The organism is Spiribacter sp. SSL99 (assembly GCF_009805925.1).
Taxonomy (GTDB): Bacteria; Pseudomonadota; Gammaproteobacteria; order Nitrococcales; family Nitrococcaceae; genus Spiribacter; species Spiribacter roseus.
In genome coordinates, this window is the sequence record NZ_MAOM01000017.1 from 60,759 (window position 1) to 84,575 (window position 23,817).

General features: G+C 65.4%; 20 protein-coding genes and 2 tRNA genes. 15 read left to right on the forward strand and 7 right to left on the reverse strand.

Translation table 11 applies throughout. From position 1 onward, the window contains the following. Positions 1 to 12 precede the first annotated feature (12 nt). From rnc to acpS, 5 genes are read left to right on the forward strand one after another with little or no spacing between them, the layout of a single operon-like run. On the forward strand, positions 13 to 708 hold the full coding sequence (rnc, locus tag BA899_RS05985) for a ribonuclease III (RefSeq protein ID WP_148122182.1): 696 nt from the start codon (positions 13 to 15) through the stop codon (positions 706 to 708). Then, positions 701 to 1,621, forward strand: a complete 921-nt coding sequence (gene era, locus BA899_RS05990) for a GTPase Era (protein ID WP_148122181.1) — start codon at positions 701 to 703, stop codon at positions 1,619 to 1,621. Before rnc ends, era begins: the two co-directional genes overlap by 8 nt. Beyond that, positions 1,618 to 2,373 carry a DNA repair protein RecO gene (gene recO, locus BA899_RS05995; protein WP_144348251.1) on the forward strand — a complete coding sequence of 252 codons (756 nt, stop codon included), beginning with the start codon at positions 1,618 to 1,620 and terminating at the stop codon, positions 2,371 to 2,373. Before era ends, recO begins: the two co-directional genes overlap by 4 nt. Next, entirely contained in the window at positions 2,348 to 3,097 is a 750-nt protein-coding gene (pdxJ, locus tag BA899_RS06000; protein ID WP_144348252.1) for a pyridoxine 5'-phosphate synthase, read from the forward strand. The genes recO and pdxJ overlap by 26 nt, the downstream gene beginning before the upstream one ends. After that, entirely contained in the window at positions 3,094 to 3,486 is a 393-nt protein-coding gene (gene acpS / locus BA899_RS06005) for a holo-ACP synthase (protein ID WP_159300071.1), read from the forward strand. The genes pdxJ and acpS overlap by 4 nt, the downstream gene beginning before the upstream one ends. Here the strand turns inward: acpS and BA899_RS06010 are convergent. Both BA899_RS06010 and xseA read right to left on the reverse strand, forming a co-directional pair. After that, positions 3,483 to 6,971 carry an FAD-dependent oxidoreductase gene (locus tag BA899_RS06010; protein ID WP_159300072.1) on the reverse strand — a complete coding sequence of 1,163 codons (3,489 nt, stop codon included), beginning with the start codon at positions 6,969 to 6,971 and terminating at the stop codon, positions 3,483 to 3,485. The two genes, acpS and BA899_RS06010, sit on opposite strands and share 4 nt — an antisense overlap. Before the next feature lie 78 nt (positions 6,972 to 7,049). Then, positions 7,050 to 8,402 (reverse strand): exodeoxyribonuclease VII large subunit, encoded by a 1,353-nt coding sequence (xseA, locus tag BA899_RS06015; RefSeq protein WP_159300073.1) that lies wholly within the window; start codon positions 8,400 to 8,402, stop codon positions 7,050 to 7,052. Between the two features lie 117 nt (positions 8,403 to 8,519). Here xseA and guaB point away from each other — a divergent pair, with 117 nt between their 5' ends. From guaB to BA899_RS06040, 5 genes are read left to right on the forward strand one after another with little or no spacing between them, the layout of a single operon-like run. Beyond that, a complete protein-coding gene (gene guaB, locus BA899_RS06020; RefSeq protein ID WP_159300074.1) occupies positions 8,520 to 9,986 on the forward strand; it encodes an IMP dehydrogenase in 1,467 nt (488 codons plus the stop codon). Between the two features lie 4 nt (positions 9,987 to 9,990). Next, positions 9,991 to 11,574: a glutamine-hydrolyzing GMP synthase gene (guaA, locus tag BA899_RS06025; RefSeq protein ID WP_069133985.1), complete on the forward strand. Its 1,584-nt coding sequence runs from the start codon at positions 9,991 to 9,993 to the stop codon at positions 11,572 to 11,574. Positions 11,575 to 11,588: 14 nt separating this feature from the next. Next, on the forward strand, positions 11,589 to 12,023 hold the full coding sequence (tadA, locus tag BA899_RS06030; RefSeq protein ID WP_148122177.1) for a tRNA adenosine(34) deaminase TadA: 435 nt from the start codon (positions 11,589 to 11,591) through the stop codon (positions 12,021 to 12,023). Between the two features lie 8 nt (positions 12,024 to 12,031). After that, complete coding sequence (locus tag BA899_RS06035) at positions 12,032 to 13,147, forward strand: alcohol dehydrogenase family protein (protein WP_159300075.1); 1,116 nt, start codon at positions 12,032 to 12,034, stop codon at positions 13,145 to 13,147. Continuing rightward, on the forward strand, positions 13,134 to 14,219 hold the full coding sequence (locus BA899_RS06040; RefSeq protein WP_159300076.1) for a proline racemase family protein: 1,086 nt from the start codon (positions 13,134 to 13,136) through the stop codon (positions 14,217 to 14,219). The genes BA899_RS06035 and BA899_RS06040 overlap by 14 nt, the downstream gene beginning before the upstream one ends. On the opposite strand, the gene BA899_RS06045 is transcribed toward BA899_RS06040, so the two are convergent. Further along, positions 14,178 to 15,101, reverse strand: coding sequence for an HAD-IIA family hydrolase (locus tag BA899_RS06045; RefSeq protein ID WP_148122174.1), 924 nt, complete (start codon positions 15,099 to 15,101; stop codon positions 14,178 to 14,180). The two genes, BA899_RS06040 and BA899_RS06045, sit on opposite strands and share 42 nt — an antisense overlap. 115 nt (positions 15,102 to 15,216) lie before the next feature. Here BA899_RS06045 and BA899_RS06050 point away from each other — a divergent pair. Continuing rightward, positions 15,217 to 15,306: transfer RNA gene (locus BA899_RS06050), tRNA-Ser, on the forward strand. Positions 15,307 to 15,889: 583 nt separating this feature from the next. After that, positions 15,890 to 16,393, forward strand: a complete 504-nt coding sequence (locus BA899_RS06055) for an HXXEE domain-containing protein (protein ID WP_157809100.1) — start codon at positions 15,890 to 15,892, stop codon at positions 16,391 to 16,393. A gap of 156 nt (positions 16,394 to 16,549) precedes the next feature. On the opposite strand, the gene BA899_RS06060 is transcribed toward BA899_RS06055, so the two are convergent. After that, positions 16,550 to 17,839 (reverse strand): NCS2 family permease, encoded by a 1,290-nt coding sequence (locus BA899_RS06060; RefSeq protein WP_144348474.1) that lies wholly within the window; start codon positions 17,837 to 17,839, stop codon positions 16,550 to 16,552. Between the two features lie 148 nt (positions 17,840 to 17,987). Between BA899_RS06060 and BA899_RS06065 the strand changes: the two genes are divergently transcribed. Continuing rightward, the gene (locus BA899_RS06065) at positions 17,988 to 19,400 is read left to right on the forward strand and encodes a hypothetical protein (protein ID WP_159300077.1); all 1,413 of its coding nucleotides are present in this window, start codon (positions 17,988 to 17,990) and stop codon (positions 19,398 to 19,400) included. A 60-nt stretch (positions 19,401 to 19,460) separates the two neighbouring features. Here the strand turns inward: BA899_RS06065 and BA899_RS06070 are convergent, their stop codons facing one another. Then, positions 19,461 to 20,351, reverse strand: coding sequence for a glycerophosphodiester phosphodiesterase (locus tag BA899_RS06070; protein ID WP_200833071.1), 891 nt, complete (start codon positions 20,349 to 20,351; stop codon positions 19,461 to 19,463). Between the two features lie 186 nt (positions 20,352 to 20,537). Here BA899_RS06070 and BA899_RS06075 point away from each other — a divergent pair. Beyond that, positions 20,538 to 20,614, forward strand: a tRNA-Arg gene (locus BA899_RS06075). Positions 20,615 to 20,809: 195 nt separating this feature from the next. Here the strand turns inward: BA899_RS06075 and BA899_RS06080 are convergent. Further along, a complete protein-coding gene (locus BA899_RS06080) occupies positions 20,810 to 22,024 on the reverse strand; it encodes an MFS transporter (protein WP_235013313.1) in 1,215 nt (404 codons plus the stop codon). 156 nt (positions 22,025 to 22,180) lie between these two features. On the opposite strand from BA899_RS06080, the gene BA899_RS06085 reads away from it, so the two are divergent. Further along, positions 22,181 to 23,065 carry a DMT family transporter gene (locus BA899_RS06085; protein ID WP_144348447.1) on the forward strand — a complete coding sequence of 295 codons (885 nt, stop codon included), beginning with the start codon at positions 22,181 to 22,183 and terminating at the stop codon, positions 23,063 to 23,065. Here BA899_RS06085 and BA899_RS06090 read toward each other — a convergent pair. Then, positions 23,044 to 23,754 carry a hypothetical protein gene (locus tag BA899_RS06090; protein WP_159300078.1) on the reverse strand — a complete coding sequence of 237 codons (711 nt, stop codon included), beginning with the start codon at positions 23,752 to 23,754 and terminating at the stop codon, positions 23,044 to 23,046. The two genes, BA899_RS06085 and BA899_RS06090, sit on opposite strands and share 22 nt — an antisense overlap. Positions 23,755 to 23,817 lie beyond the last annotated feature (63 nt).

Sequence of the window (23,817 nt, forward strand, 5' to 3'; positions counted from 1 at the left end):
GAGCGGCCGGGTATGACGCACCGCGCAGATCTTGTCGGCCACCTGGGTCGGGCGTTCGAGGACCCGGCGCTGCTCGATCAGGCGGTCACCCATCGCAGCGCCGAGGGCCCCAACAACGAGCGACTCGAGTTTCTGGGTGATTCGATTCTCAACTTCGTGATTGCCGCTGAGGTCTTTGAGCGCCGTCCCGAACTGCACGAGGGTGAGCTCAGCCGGCTGCGGGCGGCGCTGGTCAACAAGAATGCGCTGGCTGCCATTGCGCGGGGGATCGATCTGGGTGCGCATATCGTGCTGGGCAGTGGCGAACTCAAGACCGGGGGCAGTCGCCGCGACTCCATCCTCGCCGATGGGCTTGAGGCGGTGATCGGTGCGGTCTATCTGGATGGGGGCTATGAGGCGGGGCGGCAGGTGATACTGCAGCTGTTCGAGGCGCACCTCAGCCGCCTGCCCGACATGGAGGCACTCAAAGACCCCAAGACCCGACTCCAGGAATATCTCCAGGCCCGGCACCTTGAACTGCCCACCTATCAGGTGGATGCGGTCAGCGGGCGGGCGCACCAACAGACCTTCCGCGTCGGCTGTCACTGCGAGTCGCTCCAGCTTACCGGGGAAGGCACGGCCGGTAACCGACGCCAGGCGGAACAGGCGGCCGCAGACGACCTGCTGGCCAAGATCGCCGCCGCCGACACAGGAAAGAATAATGACTGAAACCGAATCCGCGACGGACACTGACTTTGCCTCAGGGTTTGTCGCACTGGTCGGCCGCCCCAATGTGGGCAAGTCGACCCTGCTCAACGCCGTGCTCGGCCAGAAGGTGAGCATCGCTACGCGCAAACCGCAGACCACGCGCCACCGCATTCTCGGCATCCACCAGCGCGATGACGCTCAGATCGTCTATGTCGACACACCCGGCCTGCACGAGGGCGGGCGGACCGCCATGAACCGTTACATGAACGAGGCCGCCGGCAGTGCGCTGGGCGATGTCGATGTGGTGGTCTTCATGATCGAGGCAGGGCGCTGGACCGACGCCGACGAGCGTGTTCTCCAACGGCTGCAGACCGTCAGGGCACCGGTGGTGGCGGTGATCAACAAAGCGGATCGGCTGCGCGACAAGAATCGGCTCCTGCCCGAGATCGAAGCGCTCGCCGGGCGCTACGATTTCGCCGCCGTGGTCCCGGTGTCGGCGCTTAAAAGCGACAAGCTCGATGCCCTTGAAAGCGCACTGATCGAGGCCCTGCCGCGCGGGCCGGCGCTGTTCCCCCGCGACCAGATCACCGATCGCGATGAGCGCTTCATGGCCACCGAGCTGATCCGCGAGCAGCTGACCCTGATGCTGGGCGATGAGCTGCCCTACGCGAGCACGGTGGAGATCGAGGCCTTCGAGCAGGAGGGGCAGCTGCGCCGTATCGCCGCGATCATCTGGGTCGAGCGCGTCGGCCAGCGCCGGATCGTCATCGGCGAAGGGGGCGAGCAGGCCAAGCGCATCGGGGCGGCGGCCCGCCTGCAGATGGAGCACCTGCTGGGCGGCCGGGTCTACCTCAAACTCTGGGTCAAGGTCCGCGAGGGCTGGTCCGATGACGCCCGACTGCTCAAGTCGCTGGGTTACAGCGCCGATCGATGACCGCGACGCCGCGGGAGGCAGCCCTCGAGCCGGGGTTCATCCTGCATACCCGGGCGTATCGTGACACCAGCCTGCTGCTGGAGGTGCTGAGTCGCGGCCACGGCCGGGTGGGCCTGGTCGCGCGCGGCGCGCGTAGTCGCAGGTCGCGGACGGCGGGCCTGCTTCAGGCATTTCAGCCGCTTGCGCTGTCGTGGCGCAGCCGCGGCGAAATGGGTAGCCTGCGCCAGGTCGAGTCGGCCGGTCGACCGTTCATGCTCAAGGGCCGGCGTCTGGTCAGTGGGCTTTACATCAATGAGCTGCTGATGCGTCTGCTGGGGCGCGAAGACCCGCACCCCGGGGTGTTCGAGCACTACCTCAACTGTCTCGAGGCGCTGGCGGAAGCGGTGCCCGAGGCCGTGGCGCTGCGCGGCTTCGAGCGCGATCTCCTGGGGCTGCTCGGCTATGGCCTGCCGCTGGCGCGTGATACCGAGGATGCGCCGCTGGTCGCGTCGCAGTGGTATCGTTACGATCCGGGGCGCGGGGCCATTCCCGTGGCGGGGCCGGACGCACCGGGTCAGGTGGTCAGCGGGGAAACACTGCTCGGCCTTGCCCGGCCGACGCTCACCGAGGCCACCGCACGGGCCAGCCGCGACCTGATGCGGGCCGCGCTGGAGCCGCATATTGGCAACCGTCCACTGAAAACCCGCGAACTCTACGGTCGCACCACAGCCAGGGGAGATCCTGATCATGGCCCATCATCAGGGCAGTCTTGAGCCACTGCTCGGCGTCAATGTCGATCATGTCGCGACGCTGCGGCGCAAGCGCGGCACCCGCTACCCCGATCCGGTCCACGCCGCGCAGGTGGCGGAGCAGGCCGGCGCCGACGCCATTACGGTGCATCTGCGCGAGGACCGGCGCCATGTCACCGACCGTGATGTCGAGATCCTCGCACAGACGCTGCAGACCCGGATGAACCTGGAAATGGCGGTCACCGATGAGATGCTCGCGATCGGGCAGCGCATCCGGGCGACGGATTGCTGTCTGGTGCCCGAGCGGCGTGAGGAACTGACCACCGAGGGCGGGCTGGATGTGGCCTCTGATCCATCGCGCTGTGCGGACGCCTGTCAGGCCCTCACCGAGGCGGGATCCCGCGTGTCGTTATTCATCGACCCCGAACCGGCGCAGCTGCATGCCGCGGTCGAAGTAGGCGCGCCGGTGGTCGAACTGCATACCGGCGCGTTTGCCGATGCCCGCAGCGATGGCGAAATCCATGCCCAGTTCCAGCGGGTACGCGAGGCGGCAAGCCTGGGGGCGTCGCTGGGGCTGCAGGTCAATGCCGGGCACGGACTGCATTACCACAATGTGGCCCCGATTGCCGCGCTGCCCGAGATCACCGAACTCAATATCGGCCATGCGATCATTGCCCACGCCATCTTCGCCGGGCTGGACGGCGCGGTGCGTGAGATGAAACGCCTGATCCGCGAGGCGCGTCATTGAGCATTGTCGGGATCGGCACCGATCTGGTTGAAATCGATCGGCTTGAAGCGCTCCAGCAACGCTATTCCACCCGACTGGCCGCGCGGCTGCTCGCCCCGGCCGAGCGATCGGATTATCAGGCCCATGCCGCCGGCGACCGCCAGGCCGCGGCCTTTCTGGCCCGCCGATTCGCCGCCAAGGAAGCCGCCGCCAAGGCCCTGGGCTGCGGCATCGGGGCGCAGGCGCGCTTGTCGGAACTGGTGGTCACCCACACCGGAGCCGGCGCGCCCGGCCTGACCCTGACCGGGGCGGCGGGCCGCCAGGCCGAGCGTCTGGGCGTGCGATCCGCGCACCTGAGCATCAGCGACGAGCGCGGTTACGCGCTCGCCTTCGTCATCCTCGAGGGCTAACGGGGCTCGGCCTCGGGCAGGACCTGCTCGAGCCACTGCGAGTTGAGCCGATCGCTCAGGCGATTCTGCTGCTGGCGTGCCGAGAGGTTGTCGAGGTCGATCCAGGTCAGCGGCTGGTCCTGGCCGGCACAGGAGAACACCGGTCGGGTGCGCTCGCCGGTCTCGGGGTCGATCTGCCACTGCAGGCACTGGGCGCACACGCCCTGCATCATGCACTGCATCGGGCTGCCCACGGTCCCGAAGGCGTCACAGCCCTCGGCGACGCGTGTCGCCAGTTCACCACGGACCGCCTGCTGAAAGCCCTTCAGCAGCCCGGTGCCGCCCATGACCATGATGCGGTCGACATCCGACAGCGGGATGCCGCCCTCGGCGGGGCCGATGTCGCCGTCATCGTAGCGCTTCACCACATCGATCATGTCGGTCGCCTGCAGACTGACGTCCTGGGGCCGGCGGGGCTCAATGGTCTCCTCACGGGCCGTGCACCAGATGATCTGGTCCGCACCGGCCTCGAGCTCGTCCTGATGATCGACATCGCCGGCACCGCCGAACGCGGCCACGTACAGCACCCGATTACCGGCAGCCCGCAGGGCGGCGCCGATGTCGAGCATGACCGCCGCGCCCCAGCGGCCCGCCACGACCATGATGGTACGGCCGGTGGGCATGTCGGTCGGGGCGCCGGTGGGGCCCATGAGCACCAGCGGGTCGCCGGGGCGCAGCCGGCCCACCAGGCGTGGCCCCGCGCCCCACTGCAGCACCATCAATCGGATGCAATCATCCTTCACCCCCGTGCCCGACACGGTGATCAGCGGAATCTGCAGGCGCGTGTTATCGACGACGGGTGACAGTGACTCGAAGGTCTGGAGGCGATAGAACTGGCCGGCGCGGAAGTTCCGGGCCGCCATGGGCGCCTTGACCCATACTTCGACCATTGCCGGGTTGTCGTTTCTGACCTCCACCACCCGGGCGGTCAGCAGGTCGTCCATCCGGGTCAGGAAATCGCTGTGAGACTCGTCAGTGCCGGGGACCTCATGGGCCATGGCGGCCATGACGTAAGGATAAGTACGCATCCCCGAGGCAATCGCCTTGACCACACTGCCATGGAACGCCGGATGCGTGTCGCCGATGAAGGTCACCCGGCGGCCGCCCTCCTGATAGGAGGTGAAGGGGCCAAACACCCGGGACTTGGAATGCTCGGCGTCGGCCACCGGCTCCAGCCCCTGATCGGTGGGGGTGTGGGCAAGGAAGTGGTTGCCTTCGAGCCGGAAGGTGTCTGCGTGTTCGCGCTCGTAGATGGTGTTGGGCACCGTGCCGGCGGCGATGAAGATCGCCCGGGCGGGCAGGCGCCGTTCGGCACCGGTGGGCGCCCACTTACCATCGCGCCGGTCGAGCTCGCGGCAGACCAGCGAGCTGACATGCTGGTACTCATCCACCTCGGCGTGGAGCGGCTCCAGACCCTGGGCGTAGTAGAGCCCTTCCTCGGTGGCCTTGATCACCTCCTCGTGGTTGCGCACGTACGCCGGCGAGTCGGTCATGCCCTTGCGATAGGCGACGGTGACCCCGCCCCAGGCGCGGATCAGCGGGTTGAAGTCGGGCTCGCGGCCCTCCCGCGCGGCGTTTTCGCGCTCGGTGCGAATGGCGCGGCCATGCGTGAGGAATTCCTCGAGCGTGGCCTGGTCCTCGTCGTTCATCCCGGCTGTGACGGCCGATTCGCCAAGGCGCTCGGAGAGACGCTCGTAGCGCTCGAGGATTTTCTCGACCTGTTTGACGTAGTAGGCCTGCACCTCGGTGGCGGTATCCACGCCGGTGAGTCCACCGCCCACGACCACCGCGGGCAGCCGCACCTGCAGGCTTGCCAGACTCGATGCCTTGGCGGCCCCGGTCAGCTGCAGGGCCATCAGAAAGTCGCTGGCCTGACGCATGCCGCGGGCGAGGCTGTTGCCCATGTGCACGACCCGCGGCAGGCCCGCGCCGGTGGCGTTGACGACGTGGTCGAACCCAAGCGCCCAGGCGTCTTCGAGGGTCACGGTGCCGCCCAGCCGCGCCCCGCCATAGACCCTGAAATTGTGCCGCCGGGCCAGCGTCAGGTAGATGAGCTTGAGGAAATTCTTATCCCAGCGCACGGTGATGCCATACTCCGCGACGCCGCCAAAGCCCATCAGAATGCGCTCATCGAGGTCCTCCTGGAGATCCGCCCAGCGCGGCACCGGGGCATCGAGCAGCGAGGCCGGCAGGGGCTCGATCTTGAGCCCGTCAACACCCACCACGGCCGTGCCGTTCATGGTCAGGTGGTGCGCCATGGTAAAGCCCGCCGGGCCCATGCCGGCGACCAGCACCCGGCGGTCATTGTCGGGCTGCTGGATGAACTGCTCGCGGCGCAGTGGGTTCCAGCGCGTGAGCAGGTGATAGAGCTCCACCCCCCAGGTCAGATCAAGGCTGTCGCTGAGGACGCGCGTCTCGATCTGAGGGATGTCGACCGGGTCCTGCTTCTGGTAGATGCAGCCCTTCATGCAGTCGTTACAGATGCGATGGCCGGTGGCGGGCACCATGGGATTGTCCACCATCACCATGGCCAGCGCCGCCAGGTTGTAGCCATCCCGGCGCAGCACATGCATCTCGGAGATCTTTTCCTCGAGCGGACAGCCGGTCAGGGTGACGCCGAGCGGATCCTCCTTGAAGCCCAGCTCGGGCTGGGTCTTTTTCTCGGGGAAGCCCTTCGAGCAGAAGTCTCCCTCGTGGTCATGGCAGTAGATGCAGTAGTGGATCTCGCTCTGCACGTGACGCGAGTCCATGCGGTAGTCGGTCAGCGAGAACCCATCCCGCGCCCGGCGCCGGGAGGGCTCGGCCTGCAGGCGCTCGACGCCATCCACCTCAACCCGCTCGGCGGGCACGCGATCGAAGTGATCGACCCGCTCGGGCAGCTTGAAACTTGCCCAGCCACGCACCCGCGCCTGACCGGCCTGGGTCTGACGGGCCAGCTTGCACCAGGCGGTCAGCGTTTCGATGGCCTCGGCATTGGCGGCTTCGTCCTCGAGCAGTGCCATGCCGAACCGGGCGATGGCGCGCTCCTCGTCATCGCCGGCGACCTCGCCCAGGCTGGCACGCACCGCGGCATCAAGGGCCTCGAACGTGTGCTCCACGGGGCGGCGGTGGCGTTTGACGCGGCGCTGCACGAACGCCTGCTTGAACTGCATGACCACGTCGTCGGCCAGAATCGACTCGCGCAGCTCGTGCAGCTCGGATTCGATGCCGAACAGTCGGCCGATGAACGCCTCGACGTAGGGGCCGAGCTCGATGAGCAGTTCGCTGTTCTGGGTGCCGGGCAGGTCGCTGTCGCGGCCACGGTAGTCCCGCAGCCGGGCGGCGAGGGCGGGTGCCGCGCTGTCCAGCTCATCGAGGAAGGCCGCGTCGACGCGGGCAAGGCCCTCGGGTGTCTGAAGGGCGGTAAAATCGAGGCCGAAACGGCCCAGGCTCAGATCAAGATCCATAAGGTTCCAACGCAGGGGTGGATGATCCCGGCATGATGCGCCCGGCGTTGTCGCGCAACAAGCCAGCTGAAATGGGGTTTAACTCCCCTCGTCGTGACCCTCGACCCGCGCGATCAGCGTGCCCTCGCGAAGGCGCGCGCGGATCGGATCACCGACGGCGACATCCGTCGCGCGATGGATCACCGCCTGGCCGTCCCGGGGCTGGACAATGGCATAGCCTCTGGCCAGCGTGCCCAGTGGACTGAGACTGTCGAGCGTGCGGGCCTGGGTCTCGACCCGCGTCCGCTTGCGGGTGATGAGCTCCCGCACGCCACGGTCCAGGCGCCGCGCGAGTTGATCCGTGGTGTCACTGAGCCGCTGGATCCGCGGGGTCGGGTCCTGGGCCTGCAGGCGCTGATGGACCCGCTCGACATGCCGCGCGCGCTCCGCCATCCGGGCGCGGACGGCGCGTCCCAGGCGCTGGTCAAGCTCATCCAGCCGCTGGGCGCGATCCCGCAGCCGCCGGCCGGGATGCTGGGCATTCAGCCGCCGGATCAGGCGATGGATGCGCTCGCGGCGCTCGCCCAGGACCCGCGACAGGCCTTTGCTGAGGCGGGCCTGCTGTTGCTGCACACGGCGCCCGAGTGCCTCGCCGTCGGGAGACAGCCGCTCCGCCGCCGCCGACGGCGTGGCGGCACGCTCATCGGCCACCAGATCAGCGATGGTGACATCCACCTCGTGGCCGACGGCACTGACGGTCGGCAGGCTGCAGGCATGAATCGCGCGGGCGACCGCTTCGTCGTTGAAGGCCTGCAGGTCTTCCAGCGAGCCGCCACCCCGGCCGACGATCAGGGCATCCACCTCCTGGCGCTGATCGGCGCGATGAATGGCCTCGACAATGGCCGGTGTGGCCTGGGCCCCCTGGACCGCCACCGGGTAGATGAGGATCGGCAACGCCGGAAACCGCCGGCGCAGGACGCTGACGATGTCGCGGATGGCGGCGCCGGTGGGCGAGGTGATGACGCCGATGCGCCGCGGCAGGGTCGGCAGCGCCTGTTTGCAGGCCGGATCGAAAAGGCCCTCGCGCTCGAGGCGGGCCTTGAGTTCAGCGAACGCCCGCTGCAGCGCCCCATCCCCGGCGGGTTCCAGGTGCTCGGCGATCAGCTGGTATTCACCGCGCGGCGCGTAAAGGCCGATGCGTGCCCGCAGTCGTACCTGGTCACCATTGGCCGGGGTCGTGCGCAGGCGCATGGCGCGATTGCGGAACAGTGCACAGCGCACCTGGGCATCCGGATCCTTGAGGGTGAAGTACAGATGCCCCGAACGGGGCCGGGCGAGATTGGAGATTTCGCCTTCGACCCATACCAGCGGGAGCGCCTGTTCGAGCAGGCCCCGAACGGTCTGGTTGAGATCGGAGACGGTGTACACGTGACGGGCGTCAGGGCTGTCCATACATCGAGCCTAGCAGCTCATGCCCTGAATGCCAGATGCAGCGTTTCTGACATTGGCGTTCAGGCAGGAGGCGGCCTATAATAGACGGTTACCATCGCGCCAGAAGAGGACGTCACCATGCAGATCGCCCAGGAAGCCCTGACCTTTGACGACGTCCTCCTGCTGCCGGATTACTCCGATGTGCTGCCCAAGGCCGTCGACCTGTCGACGCGGGTGACCCGCGACATCCGGCTCAATATCCCGCTGCTCTCCGCCGCCATGGACACGGTCACCGAATCGCGCCTCGCCATCCGGCTGGCTGAGCAGGGCGGCATCGGCATCGTGCACAAGAGCATGAGCGTCGAAGATCAGGCGCGGGAAGTGCGCATCGTCAAGAAATTCGAAAGCGGTGTCATCAAAGAGCCGATCAGCGTCAACCCCGAGGCGAGCATCCGCGAGGTGATCACGCTCATGGGGCAGTACGGCATCTCCGGCGTCCCCGTGGTCGAGGGCCGTCAGCTCACCGGCATCGTCACCAGTCGTGATCTGCGTTTCGAGACCCGGCTCGACATGAAGGTGACCGATGCGATGACGCCCAAGGACCGGCTGGTGACGGTCCAGGAAGGGGCCGAGCGCGACGAGATCCTCACGCTGCTGCATCGCCACCGCATCGAGAAGCTGCTGGTGGTCAACCCCCGCTTTGAGCTGCGCGGCATGATCACCGTCAAGGACATCCAGAAGGCCGAGGACTTCCCCAACGCCTGCAAGGACGAATATGGCCGCCTGCGTGTGGGCGCGGCGGTTTCTACGGGCGAAGGCACCGAGGAGCGCGTCGAGGCGCTGGCCGAGGCGGGCGCCGATCTGCTGGTGGTGGACACCGCCCACGGCCACAGTAAGGGCGTGATCGATCGGGTGGGCTGGATCAAGCGTCACTTCCCCGGCGTACAGGTCATTGGTGGCAACATCGCCACCGGCGATGCCGCGCGGGCTCTGGCGGATGCCGGCGCCGACGCGGTCAAGGTGGGCATTGGCCCGGGATCCATCTGCACCACCCGAGTCATCGCCGGCGTCGGAGTACCCCAGGTCACGGCGGTCGACAACGTCGCCACGGCACTGGCCAGCACCGATGTGCCGGTGATCGCCGACGGTGGCATCCGCTTTTCCGGGGATATGGCCAAGGCCATGGCCGCCGGAGCCCACTGCGTGATGATGGGCAGCATGTTCGCGGGCACCGACGAGGCACCCGGCGAGGTTGAGCTCTATCAGGGCCGCAGCTACAAGTCGTACCGGGGCATGGGCTCGATCGGTGCGATGTCCGGCAAACAGGGCTCATCGGATCGCTACTTCCAGGAAAACGCCCGCGACGCCGACAAGCTGGTGCCCGAGGGCATCGAGGGCCGGGTCCCTTACAAGGGCCCGATGAACGTCATCATTCACCAGCTTCTGGGCGGTCTGCGCGCCAGCATGGGCTACTGCGGCTGTGCGGACATCGACTCGTTCCGCGAGCGGGCCACCTTTGCACGCATCACCAACTCCGGGGTGCGCGAGGGGCATGTCCACGATGTGAGCATCACCAAGGAAGCGCCCAACTACCGGAGCGATTGACGCCATGACCGGCGATATCCATGCCGAGCGGATCCTCATCCTCGATTTCGGTTCGCAGTACACCCAGCTCATCGCCCGTCGCATCCGTGAAGCCGGGGTGTATTGCGAGATCCGCCCCTGGGATGTGGAAGCCGAGCGCATCCGCGAATTCGCGCCACGGGGGGTGATCCTCTCGGGTGGGCCTGAGTCGGTGCACGAAGACAGCGAGCAGACACCGCGGCTGCCGACGACCGTCCTCGATCTGGAAGTCCCGGTTCTGGGCATCTGCTACGGCATGCAGACCCTTGCCCACGAGCTGGGTGGAGCGGTCGAGGCCTCGCAGACCAAAGAGTTCGGCTACGCCGAGGTGCGTGCCCGCGGCCACTCGGTGCTGTTGCAGGATATCGAGGACCGCACCAACGCCGAGGGGCATGGGCTTCTGGACGTGTGGATGAGCCATGGCGACCGGGTGTCCGGATTGCCCGCCGGCTTCAAGGTCATTGCCAGCACGCCTTCGGCCCCCATCGCCGGCATCGGCGACGACGACCGCGGTTTCTATGGCCTGCAGTTTCATCCCGAAGTCACTCACACGGCCCAGGGGCAGCGCATTCTCGAGCGGTTCGTCCACGGCGTCTGTGGCTGCTCGGGGAACTGGACGGCGGACAACATCATCGAGGATCTGATCGCCCGGGTGCGCACGACGGTCGGCGATCAGAATGTGCTCCTGGGGCTGTCCGGCGGCGTCGACTCATCGGTGGTCGCCGCGCTGCTGCACAAGGCCATCGGTGATCAGCTGACCTGCGTGTTCGTCGACAACGGCCTGCTGCGCCTGGGCGAGGGCGATGAGGTCATGCAGACGTTCGCCCGCCACATGGGCATTCGCGTGATCCGCGTGGATGCCGAGGCGCGGTTCATGGACGCCCTCGCCGGCGAGGCCGACCCCGAGGTCAAGCGCAAGATCATCGGCCGCACTTTCATTGAGGTGTTCGACGAGGAGGCGGGCAAGCTCGACAACATCCAGTGGCTGGCGCAGGGCACGATTTACCCGGATGTCATCGAGTCCGCCGGCGCCAGCACCGGCAAGGCCCATGTCATCAAGTCGCATCACAACGTCGGCGGCCTGCCCGAGCGCATGAATCTGAAGCTGCTCGAACCCCTACGTGAGCTGTTCAAGGACGAGGTGCGCCGGATCGGGCTGGAACTGGGTCTGCCAGCGGAAATGATCCATCGCCACCCGTTTCCCGGCCCCGGCCTGGGCGTCCGTATTCTTGGCGAAATCCACAAAGAATACGCGGATCTGCTGCGCCGCGCCGATGCCATTTTCATTGAGGCACTTCGCGCCGGCGGCTGGTATGAGCGGACCAGCCAGGCGTTTGCCGTGTTCCTGCCGGTGCGCTCGGTCGGGGTCACCGGGGATGGCCGACGGTATGAGTGGGTGGTGGCGCTGCGGGCGGTGGAGACCATCGATTTCATGACCGCCCGCTGGGCGCATCTGCCCTACGACTTCCTCGATGATGTCTCGCGGCGGATCATCAATGAAATCGACGGGATCTCGCGGGTGGTGTATGACATCTCCGGCAAACCACCCGCGACCATCGAGTGGGAGTGACACCGGAGGCGGCCATGCAACGTGCGCTGGCGCTGGCCGAACGGGCGGCGGGCGCCGGCGAGGTGCCGGTGGGGGCGGTGCTGCTACGCGATGGCGAGTTGATCGGCGAGGGCTGCAACCAACCCATTGGCCGCCACGACCCCACCGCGCATGCCGAGATCGTCGCCCTGCGGGCCGCCGGCACGCGGCTGGGCGCCTACCGCCTGCCGGGCACCCAGCTCTACGTGACGCTCGAGCCCTGCCCCATGTGTGTCGGTGCCCTCATCCATGCCCGGGTCGACACGGTCATCTATGGTGCCACTGATCCCAAGACCGGGGCCTGCGGGGGCGCCATGCGACTGCATGACGATCCGCTCCACAATCATCGCCTGTCGGCGCAGGGTGGGTTGATGGCAGAGCCATGCGCGGCGCTTTTGAGGGACTTTTTTCGGGTACGACGCGAACGCTGAGGCACATCATGACATCGACTGAACTGCCCCGGACCATGGCCGCCGTCCAGCTTGACCGCCATGGCGGTCTGGATGCCCTGACCTACCGCAATGACGTGCCGGTGCCCCGGCCGTCTGGCGATGAGGTCCTCATCGAAGTGCATGCCTGTGGCATGAACAACACCGATGTCTGGGTGCGCGAGGGCGCCTATGGCAGCGACACCGATCCCAATGCCGTGTCCACCTGGCGCCGGGGCCGCTCGACGCTGACGTTCCCGCGGATTCAGGGCACCGACAGTGTCGGAGTCATCGTGGCGGTGGGGGAGGGCGTGCCCGCCGCCCGGATCGGCGAGCGGGTGATCGTGGACTTCAGCCTCTACAATCGCGACGACGACAGCCTCGCGGATATCGACTACATCGGCCATGGCCGTGACGGGGGTTATGCCGAATATCAGTGTGTGCCCGCCGCGAATGCCCATGCCGTCGATACCACGCTGACTGATGCGGAACTGGCGACCTTCTGCTGTGCCTATCTCACCGGCGAGCATATGCTCGAGCGCGCCAACGTGCAGGCCGGCGAGCGGGTACTGGTCACCGGTGCCTCGGGCGGTGTGGGTTCGGGGATTGTTCAGCTGTGCCGGGCGCGCGGGGCGATCCCCTATGCGGTGACCCGGGCTGACAAGGCGGAAGCCTTGATGGCGATCGGTGCCGAGGCGGTGATCGATCGCGGCGCAGCCGACTGGGTGGAGGCCGTGGAGGCGGCCACCGGCGGTGCGCCGATTGATGTGGTGGCCGATCTGGTCGCCGGGCCGCACTTCAACGACCTGCTCCGCATTCTGCGGCCTGAGGGGCGCTATACCACCGCCGGCGCCATCGCCGGACCCGTGGTCGAGCTGGATCTGCGGACCCTCTATCTCAAGCAGCTCCAGATCAACGGCTCCTCCCAGGGGCGCCGCAGTGACTTTCGGCGGCTGCTGGGCCACGTCCTCGCAGGGCGTATCCGGCCGCTGCTGCATGCCACCTATCGGCTTTCGGATTTTCATCACGCCCAGCGCGATTTCATGGGCAAGGACTACGTCGGCAAGCTCGTGGTGGTTCCCGACCGGCACTGGGACCGGGTGGGTGCGCCCCATGTCCGCGACTGACCCGGGGACGCTCGAGTGGATGGACGTCGCCGTGGGCAGCGACATCCATCGGGTGGTGTTCGCCGGTGTCCCCACCGACGCGACCCGCAGCGTGCGCGAGCGCATGGAGTGGCTGAGCGGGCCGGGCGACGGACTGCGGCAGCTGCTGATCGAGCCCCCCTATGGCACGCCGACCTTCTGCGTTGATCTGCTGACGCTGCCTGATGACCCCGAGGCCCAGGCGGCGTTCATCATCATGGAGGTGATGGGCTATCCGTTCTTCTCGGGGTCGAACACCATGGCCACCGCCTGCGCCCTGATCGAGAGTGGCCGCATCCCCGGAACCCATCCCGATGGCACGCAGTGCCTGCGCCTCGAGGCCCCGGGCGGGCGGGTTGATGCGCATGTGCAGCGGCGCGATGGGCAGGTGGTCAGGGTGACCGTCGAGGGGGACGAGGCCTTCGTGCATCGGGCCGATGCCCGGGTCGAGCTGCCTGGCCTGGGGACCGTGGCGTATGACCTGGTCTGGAGTGGTGGTCATTACGTGATGGTCAACGCCGATTCGCTGGGTCTGCGCCCGGCGGACGCGGGCGGAGCGGATGCGCTTGCCCTGGCGGCACGGATTATCGAGGCGGTACAGGCGGATTTTCAGGATCTGCACCCGCGGCTGGGTGATGTCGGGGCGCCGCGGTTTCTGCACTGGATGTGGCCCGAGACCGAGACTTCGCCGGAGTCCCTGCAGGCAACCGGCGGGACTTATGGTCACCCCGGCGTGCTTTGGGGTTGCCCCACAGGCACCGGCACCGTCGCGCGCCTCGCCCGGCGGATGCACCGCGGGCAGGCCGGCGTGGGAACCACGCTGCGCAACACCAGCCCCGCGGGGACGACCTTCGAGGGCCGAGTCATTGAACAGAGCCGGGTGGGGGATTATCCGAGCATCCGGACCCAGGTCAGCGGCATGCCGCAAGTGGTCGGCCGGTGCCGCCTCAGCCTTCCGGCCACCAGCCCCGTGATCGCCGAGCGCGGTCTGGAGTGGCTGCTGGATCCGCGCTCAGGCCTGATCGATGATCCAGTCCGGGGCGATACCGGATGAGTCGATGGCCGCATCGATATCCATATCGGCAAGCACCCCGGTCTGCGTGACAAGCGCCGTGCGAACCCCCGCCGCCTGGCCGCCAAGGACGTCGGTATGCAGTGTATCGCCCACCATCAGTGTCCGCTCGCGGTCGATACCGGGGCCCAGGCGCTCGAGGGCGAGCTCAAAGATGTTGGCAAACGGTTTGCCGTAGAACGCCGGCTCGACGCCGGTGGCATCCTGGATCTGGTGGGCGAAAGTCCCCGGCTCGGTGGAATCCCCGCCTGCCTGTGGCGCGAGAAGATCCGGGTTGGCCACCAGCAGACGCCGCGGATTGGCTTGGAGGCTGCTGGTCAACAGATCCTGTCGTGCCGGCGTCCACTCCGAGGCGCCGACAAACAGAAAGCCCTCAACGGCGTGATAGTCCGCGATGTCATCCGCCAGCATCCGATAGTCCAGGGGTGGGAACTCATCAGGACCGAACTGCTGGCCGGCGATGATGCCCCAGTGCCGCGGCGCCTCCTGCTCGAGCTGGCGCACCAGGGTTTTACGGCTGGTGACCACATCGGCGGCGTCAAAGTGGTAGCCCAGACGCTGATAGCGCGCCATCAACGTCGCATGCGAGAACCCGGCGGCGTTGGAGACCACCATGACCCGCTTTCCGGCGGCCTGCAGGGCGGCGATCCGCTCAGGGACACCCGGGATGGGGTCCTGCCCGCGATTGAGCACGCCAAAGGCATCCAGCAGCACGGTGTCGAAGTGATCCATGATCTCGCCAAGGTTGGCGGCACGTCGGGCCGCCCCTGGCCGGGCAGGGGCCGGCAGCCGATGACGGATGGCCTCGTAGGCGGTAAAACCAAGCGGGGCCGAGCACAGGGTAGAGGGCGATGCGTGATCCATGGGCGTCCTGTTGAGCGCGATTTCAGCGCCACAGTATAGCGCGTCCGAAAGCCAGCGGCTTGGGGCAACCGTGGTTTTCGCTCGCGACGGGGAATGTTGTACAATCTACATCGCTGGAGAGGTGGCTGAGTGGTCGAAAGCGCCGCACTCGAAATGCGGTGAGTCCGAGAGGGCTCCGGGGGTTCGAATCCCTCCCTCTCCGCCAAGCATAAAACAGGGGCCATCGGCCCCTTTTTTGTGTCTGATGCAGTGCTGGGGTTCGAGCCCCCGGAGCCAAGCGGACGGGGTTCGACCAATCGCCGGTAGGCGATTGGGACGCGTCGCGCAGCGATGCGCCCGAAGGGTGAGGCCCGGAGGGCCGAATCAATCCCTCCCTCTCCGCCAGACATAAAACAGGGGCCATCGGCCCCTTTTTTGTGTCTGATGCAGTGCTGGGGTTCGAGCCCCCGGAGCCAAGCGGACGGGGTTCGACCAATCGCCGGTAGGCGATTGGGACGCGTCGCGCAGCGATGCGCCCGAAGGGTGAGGCCCGGAGGGCCGAATCAATCCCTCCCTCTCCGCCAATAAAATCAGGCATTTGAGCTCGCTACTGATCGCGTTTTTGTGGGTAGGGCAGTGTAGTGGCTAAGATTCTGCGCAGGATTCCTGCCGGCAGAACTCTCCTTGTGTCTGATTAAAATTCAGCCAATACTACGCTTTGGTATCCGTGGCGATTGGGCTGTTGAGTTTTTGCGCCGCCCTGCACAGTGGAGCGTTCGACCTTGCTGAACCGGATTTTTTAGTACTGGGTGTATGCAACGCTCCCAGCGGCGCTACTGCTGATCGGACTTTATCCGTTCATCGGTGCCGGAATCGCACTGCCGGTCTATCTTGCATTGCCCATCTATATGGCCCACCAGTTCGAGGAGCATGATGCGGATCGCTTCGCGGCCTTTTTGAACGAGCTGCTTGGGCCGAGGCGCAGAGGGCTGACAGCGGCAGATATCTGGGTCGTCAATGTCGTGTTCGTATGGTTTGCCCTGCTCGCGGTTTTCTATCTCACCCGGCTCGATCCGGCGTGGGGCGTATTGGCAGGTTATCTCGTCGCAGTTAATGCGTTATTGCACGTGGTCTGGGCGGTACGGCTACGCCGCTATAACCCCGGCCTTTGGAGCGCTGCCGTTCTATTCTTGCCGCTGGCGGCCTGGATTTTCGCGGCCACCCCCGCACCGATACTGATTCATCTGGTCGCGATGCTTGTCGTGATCGTCTTGCATGCCGCGATCGCATACCGAGCATCACAACCCGCATGATCTGAGACTAGATGCCGGGCACTAAGGGGACGCCGCTGCAGCCGGTTAAAAGGGTGATCAGCGAGATGATCAGTGCGGTTCGGATCATGAGTTGCTCCTGATTTGCAATGGTAAGGGGACCTGAGCCGTCAACGCCGGCTCAGGTCGTCCGCGTTACTAAATGAACGCAAATCGCAGCGCGAACAGGGCCGCGATCAGCCACACCGCTGGATGGACGGCCGTCGGCTTGCCCGCCAGCGTCTTACCGAGCACATAGGTAATGAAACCCAGCCCCATGCCATCAGCAATGGAGTAGGTGAGTGGCATCGCGATGGCGGTCACGACGGCCGGTCCCGTATCGGTAATGTCGTCCCAGTCAAGCTCGGCCAGGCCGCGGACCATCATGCAGGCCACAAACAGCAGCGCCGGTGCGGTGGCATAGCCCGGAATGGCGCTGACCACCGGCAGGAAGAACAGTGAGAGCAGGAACAGCACCGCAATCACAACGGCGGTCAGTCCGGTCCGGCCACCGGCATTGATACCCGATGCGCTTTCGATATAGGTCGTGGTGGTCGAGGTGCCGAACAGTGCGCCGCCGATGCTCGCGCCCGAATCCGCGACCAGTGCGCTGCGCAACCGGCCCAGACGACCGTCGCGGTCGAGGAAGCCGGCCCGATGCGAAAGGCCCACTAGAGTGCCCGTACTGTCGAACAGATCAACAAACAGGAACACCAGCACCACGGACACAAGTCCCAGCTCGAGCGCACCGGCAACGTCCATCTGCAGGAAGGTCGGGCTCGGATCCGGGGGCATCGATACCACCCCGTCAAACTCGGCAACGCCGAAGGGGACACCAATCAAGCTGACCGCCAGAATGCCAATGAGCACGGCGCCCGGGACTTCGCGATAGCTCAGCGCCACCATAATTGCGAATCCGAGCATGGCGAGCAGCGTTGGGACGGCGGTCAGATCGCCGAGCGTGACCAGCGTCGCATCGCTGTTGACCACAACGCCGGCGTTCTGCAGCGCGATGATCGCCAGAAAGAAACCGATGCCAGCCGAGATCGCCATTTTCAGCGATAACGGAATCGCGTTGATCAGCCACTCACGGATGGGCAGTACGGAGATGATCAAAAACAGAATGCCCGATAGGAAGACCGCGCCCAGTGCCGTCTGCCAGGCGATCCCCATGCCCAGCACCACGCCGTAGGTGAAGTAGGCGTTCAGGCCCATGCCCGGTGCGAGCCCGAATGGGTAGTTGGCATAGAGCCCCATGATCAGGCTGCCGAGTGCCGCGGCCAGGCAGGTCGCGACAAACACCGCCCCCCAGTTCATCCCGGTCTCGGAAAGAATGCTCGGGTTGACCACGACGATATAGGCCATCGTCAGAAAGGTGGTCAGACCGGCCAGCAGCTCGCGACGGATCGTCGTGCCGCTTTCCGCCAGTTCGAAGTATCGATCCAACATGCTAAGAGCCCCCGCAATACGCAAAATGCGAGTATACCCGGTGAGGGCTCATTGGCCACGACATCGTTTGGTCATCGCGGCGTCATCGGACTGTCACAGGTAACTCCTATCGTCTTGCTGAGTTATTCCTACGACAGAGGACTTCACCATGAGAAAGCTCAATGCCCTGACCATCGCTGCTGCGATCATGGGGGCGGCCGCCGCGCAGGCTCAGGCCCCGCTGGTTGTCACTGACACCGCAAACGCTGGAGAAGGCTCACTGCGTGCGGCGCTGGAGGCTGCCTCGCAGAGCGGTGGTGCCTCGCAGATCGTGATGACCGTGAGCGGCGATATCGTGATTGATGAGAGCCTCGTCTACACCGGTGAGGCACCGCTCGAGATCATCGGCAATGGTCAGCGCGTGCGCAGTGATGCCAACACCGACCTTCTTGTGAGCGCGAATGGTGGCGATCTGGCCATCAGCGATCTGGCCTTTGAGGGCCCCGGCGGCTTCAGTGTGCTCAACCGCGGTGATGTGGACGGGCAGACCGCCGGCAAGGGGATCTTTCTTGATGTCCGCGAGGATCAGACCGGCATGGTCCAGCTGGCGTTGACCAACGTATCCGTGAAGGGCGTCGCCAACCATGGCATTCACGTCTCCGACTGCACGCTGGCCGATGACTGCGGGAGCGGCGCTGGCGGCGCCGGAGGCGGATCGCCGGCCTCGCTGCACATCCAGCTCGAGAACGTTACCGTTGATGGCGCCGGCACTGGCAAGTTCGACGCCGATGGCCTCCGGGCCGATGAGCGGGGCGCGGGCGATATCCACCTGTCCGCCAATGGCTCGGAGTTCGCCCGGGTCGGCGCCGACGGTCTGGAGCTTGATGAAGGTCAGGCCGGGAGCATCCACTCGACGATCATCCGGACCGCGTTCATCGACAATGGCCCATACTGCAATCCGGATGTTCTCGCCGAGTATATGCCGGCTGAGCCGGAGGGCAGCTTCCAGGACGGTATGATGCAGCCCTCTGACATCCCCTCCGCGGTGACCGGCACGCCCGATGACAACTGCTTCGAGCGTGAGGTGTCGCTGTACGACTCGGGCTCGGTGGAAGAGTACGAGATCGGACTGGATCTTGATGACGGTATTGATTATGACGAGGCCGATTCCGGCAATCTCAACCTGACCATGATCGGGAGCACCGTCAGCGGCAACTACGACGAGGGCGTCGACATGGATGAAGCTGGCCCGGGTAATGGCAACCTGCGCTACATCAGCACCGTCGCGTACGGCAACAGCGATGACGGCTTCAAGATGTCCGAAGAGGACGCCGGCGGCGTCGATGGAGCCGTCATGGGGTCGGTCTCCCGCGACAATGGCGGGGTTGGTGTCGTGTTCGAGGAAGAGTCCGACGGCAATCTGGTTGTACAGATCAGCGACGTCCACACCGTCAACAATGACGATAGCGACGACACCGGACTCGAGATTGTTCAGGAAGATGCTGGAACCGGTGAGCTTTCCCTGACCGGCAGTCAGATCGAGGACGGCATGGAAGTCGAGGGCGTCAGCGTGTCGCGCTAGACCCACGGCATTGTGAGGAACGAAAAGGGGGCAGGGGAATCTGCCCCCTTTTTTATGCGCTCAGCGGGTCAGCCGAACCAACCGGTCGGGGAAGTCCGTGAAGATCCCATCCACGCCCCAGTCAGTCAACTGCTCCATCGCCGGGATATCGTTGATCGTATAGACATGCACTCGCAGGTCATTGGCCTGCGCCTGTTTGACGAATGCCTCATCAATCACCGCATCCCCCTGATAATTCAGGTTGCTGCCGATACCCACGGCATATTCACGGATCGTTTCGAAATCGGCGTCGGTGATCGTGCCTGGGCCTGGCGTGACGCCCGTCCACTCGATCAATGTGTCGCTGTCCTCTGTTTCGGGGTAGTACCACACGAGCTGCACAAGCGGTACGTCCGGATTGATGGACTCGACCTCCCGCAGACTCTCCTGCGAAAACGACTGAATCACGACGGCGCCGGCCTCAATCAAGCCACGTTCGCTGAGAGTGTCCATCAGCTCGGCCTCAAGCGTGGGGTCGCGTTCCGCGGATTTGGTCTCAATGTAATATCGAGTCTGGGTGCCGAATCGGTCGATGACCTCATCGAGCGTGACTACCCGGGTGCCCTTAAAGTCTGACCGCGCATGGTTGGGGTTGGCCTGGTTGAACCAGCTCCCGGCGTCGAGTGATTGCAGCTCTGCGAGCGTGTAGTCGCGCAGAGGGCCTTCGCCATTGGTTGTGCGGTCGATGGTTTCATCGTGAAAAACCACCAGCCGGCCATCCGCCGTCATCTGGATATCCAGCTCGAGATAATCTGCGCCCATGTCATGGGCTAGCTGCCAGGCGGGCAGCGTATGCTCCGGTGCGTGACCGCTAGCGCCACGATGTGCGATCACCTGAAAATCCTGCAGGGCTTCGAGCTGCTGTTCGATGCTGTTGGCGCTCGTGCCGGATGAGGTGAAAAGGGTTGCCACGGCGAGGGCGCCGGCGAGCGTGCGAAGGGGGCGGGTAGTGAGCATTGGATGGTCCATACAAATCCTATTGATTGAGCGTTCAATCAATACGCTACAGACCGGCAAAGCCCGGTTGCAAGTCTGGGCCGCCCGCTGCTCATCGCTTGACGCCCCCGGGTGAATTGGCCATACTCCGCGCTCGTCACAGCGCCTGTAGCTCAACTGGATAGAGCACCTGACTACGGATCAGGAGGCTGGGGGTTCGAATCCTCCCGGGCGCGCCAGACATCAAGGAAACCGGCTGCGGCCGGTTTTTTTGTGCGCGCCCGGGAGGGTTCGAACCCCCAGCCAAGGAACATGGGTTCGACCCGAGCGCAGCGCGCGAGGGAACGAGGCCCGCGGGGCCGAGTTAATCCTCCCGGGCGCGCCAGATATCAAGGAAACCGGCTGCGGCCGGTTTTTTTGTGCGCGCCTTCCGGTCAGGGTTCCTTCGCGGCCGCGGCGCGTACGCTGCGCGGGCTTAACTGCAGGGTCGCGGTCGCCAGCAGCGTCACCGCGATGAAGGGGAGGACCGTCAGGTTGAGGCCTACCCAGCCCAGGTGATGCAGCAGCGCACCCGCCATCAATGAACCGGCGGCGACCAGCCCGAAGATCACCAGGTCGTTGATGCCCTGCACCTTGCCGCGTTCCTCAACCGTGTGGGTTTCGGTGACCAGGGTGCTGCCCCCGATAAACAGAAAATTCCAGCCAATGCCCAACGCCACCAATGCCGCCCAATACTGGGGGAGGGCCTGGCCGCTGAGGGCAATGGCAACACTCATCAGCATGATGACCCCACCCGCGAACAGGATATTGAGCACACCGAAGCGGGCGATGAGCGATCCGGTGACAAACGACGGGGCGAACATGCCGAGCACGTGCCATTGCATCACGAAAGCCGCATCGCCCATCGCAAAGCCGCTGTCGCGCATGGCGAGGGGCGTCGCGGTCATCACCAGAGTCATCACGGCATAGCCGATGGCAGCCGCCATCAGGGCCACCATGAATCGCGGCTGGCTGATGATCTGCGGCAGACGTCGCTGTGCGGCCGTATTGTCCGGCCGGCCCGACGCCGGCACATCGAGGAATACCATGAGTAGACTGACCACCAGCGCCAGGGCGGTCACGATCAGATAGGGACCCGCCTCGGCGTGGGCTGTCCACAGGCTCTGGCCATAATTGGCGTTCCACGGCCCCAGAAAGGCGGCGGCGACCCCACCGGCCATTACCAGAGAGATGGCCCGGCTTCGGAAGCCCTCGCTGGCGCAATCGGCGGCCGCAAACCGGTAATACATGGCGAAGCCCTGATAGACGCCCAAAAGCAGATTGCCCACGTTGAACAGGACGAACGAGTCCTGGGCAATGCCGGCAGCCGCCAGGGCGCCGCCGGCTGCACCGCCCCCAGTGGCGCCGAGGATGAACCCGGGGCGACGCCCCATCCGTTTCATAAGTAGGGACGCCGGGAAGGTGGCCAGCAGGGCACCGACCTGCATGAGAGCGACCGGCAGTGTCGCCAGCGCGGGGCTGGTCGTCAGCTGCTGACCCACCACGCCGCTTAACGTCATCACAGTAATGGCCGCAATCAGGAATAATGCCTGGCTGACGGCAAGAATGGCGACGTTGGTCTTCTCGTTCGCCGGCTTCGCTGTATCCAATTCCACTCCGCCCGAGGCCTGTCAGAAAAGTTGAACGCCACGCTCAGTAATCGTCGTGGCAGGGCTTATTGATGCTGGAACCCTCAATCGCCATATTGGTCGATTGATCGTCACCACAAATCATACCCTTTCAGTCGGTGACCGGGGACCATGCCGATGTTGCTTCCGATTGCGCTTGTCATGGCGGCTGCCTTTCAGTGGGGACTGGCAGGCGGGCTGGCGGGGCAGCTCATGACCTCGGGCTGGTCGCCGGAGCTGCTGACGTTCTGGCGGCTGCTTGTCGGGCTTCTGTGCATGCTGGCGTGGGTAGCGGTGATCCGGTTGCAGGGCTATTCCCTCAATCTCACCCGCCCGTTGGTCGCCTGGTCGGCGCTGGCCGGCCTGGGGGTCACCGGCAATCTGACCTTCTATTTCATCAGCATCAGCGAGGCCAGTGTCGCCGTGGCGGTGACCCTCATGTACAGCGCACCGGTCATGGTCTACTTCGTGTCGTTTGCGCGCGGTACGGAGCGCCCCACCACGCTCAAGCTGGGTGCGATTGCAGCGATCGTGGTGGGGGTGGTACTGCTGACCGGGCTATATCGGACAACCCCCGGTGCATTCAGTCTGTGGGGCGTTCTCGCGGGGCTGCTCTCGGGGATTTCGTACTCGGTGTTCATCTTTGCATTCAAATCGGCCGGCTCTCATGGCAGAACCCCGGTTTCGCTGACGGTCGCCTTCATGGCTGCCGTGCTCGCTCTGGCCTTTCTCGTTGACCCGGCTCAGGCGGTCAGTGTGCCGCTATCGCCCGACGCACCGTTGTTTTTGCTGTTCGGGTTGATCGGCGCGGGGCTGTCGTTTCTCTGCTATTTCATCGGCCTGCGCGGCGTGCTGCCCACGATGGCGGCCGTGGTGGCGATGATCGAACCGGTCACCGCAACGCTCTACGGAGTGATCGGTCTGGGCGAGGCGCTATCCCTTGCCGAGGTCCTGGGCATGATCATCATTCTCTCCTCGGTGACCGCGCTGACCGTCATGAGTCATCGGGAGTCCGTGCGCTGACCCCATGGGGCAGCGGCGGTCAGCAAGAAACCGAACAACCAGGCCAGCGCTGCGGCGGCGAGCCATTGCATGTCGTAGGGGGCGCCCAGCCGCAGCCCGGCAGCACCGGCGACTAGTAAGCCGGCCGGCGTGCCCAGCCACCGCGTCAGCACTCGATGATCGGTCAACAACAGGCTGAGGGCGGCGGGAAGGCTGGCGATCAAGCCAATCACCAGGCCCTGGTTGCGTCCGCCAGGATCATGCAGCGCCGAGCCCACGGCGTCGATGATGCCGGCAGCGGCGAGCCCGAGCAGGGACACTGCCAGAAGCGGGCGAACGAAGCGCGTGCCGGCTGGCGATGCCCGGCTCGGCGTCCGCATGATCACGACGAGCAACCAACCCATAAACACAAGGCGCAGGCCAATCGGCAGGACACCCGGGCCATCGGGAAGACGCAGCAGTTCAGCAATCACCCAGACCCAGAGAATCTTTGTGACCGCCTGGGGCGCGATGCGAAGCCAGTAGACGCCGATAAGGCCGGGTAATGCGCCGTGAACCAGGGCGGCCAGATCGGCGTTCAGGTCAATGAATCCCGGCAGACACAGCGGCGTCATCCGGGTAAGCCAGGCGAGCACCGGAATGATGCCCGTGTACCCGAATACGATCACCCACCAGAGGCGCTGTTCATTGCTGAGGGATGTCGGCTGCATGGGAGCATCATCCCATGCGCCCACTCACGCCAGGTTGCCCGGCATCAAGTCAGGATGCGACGG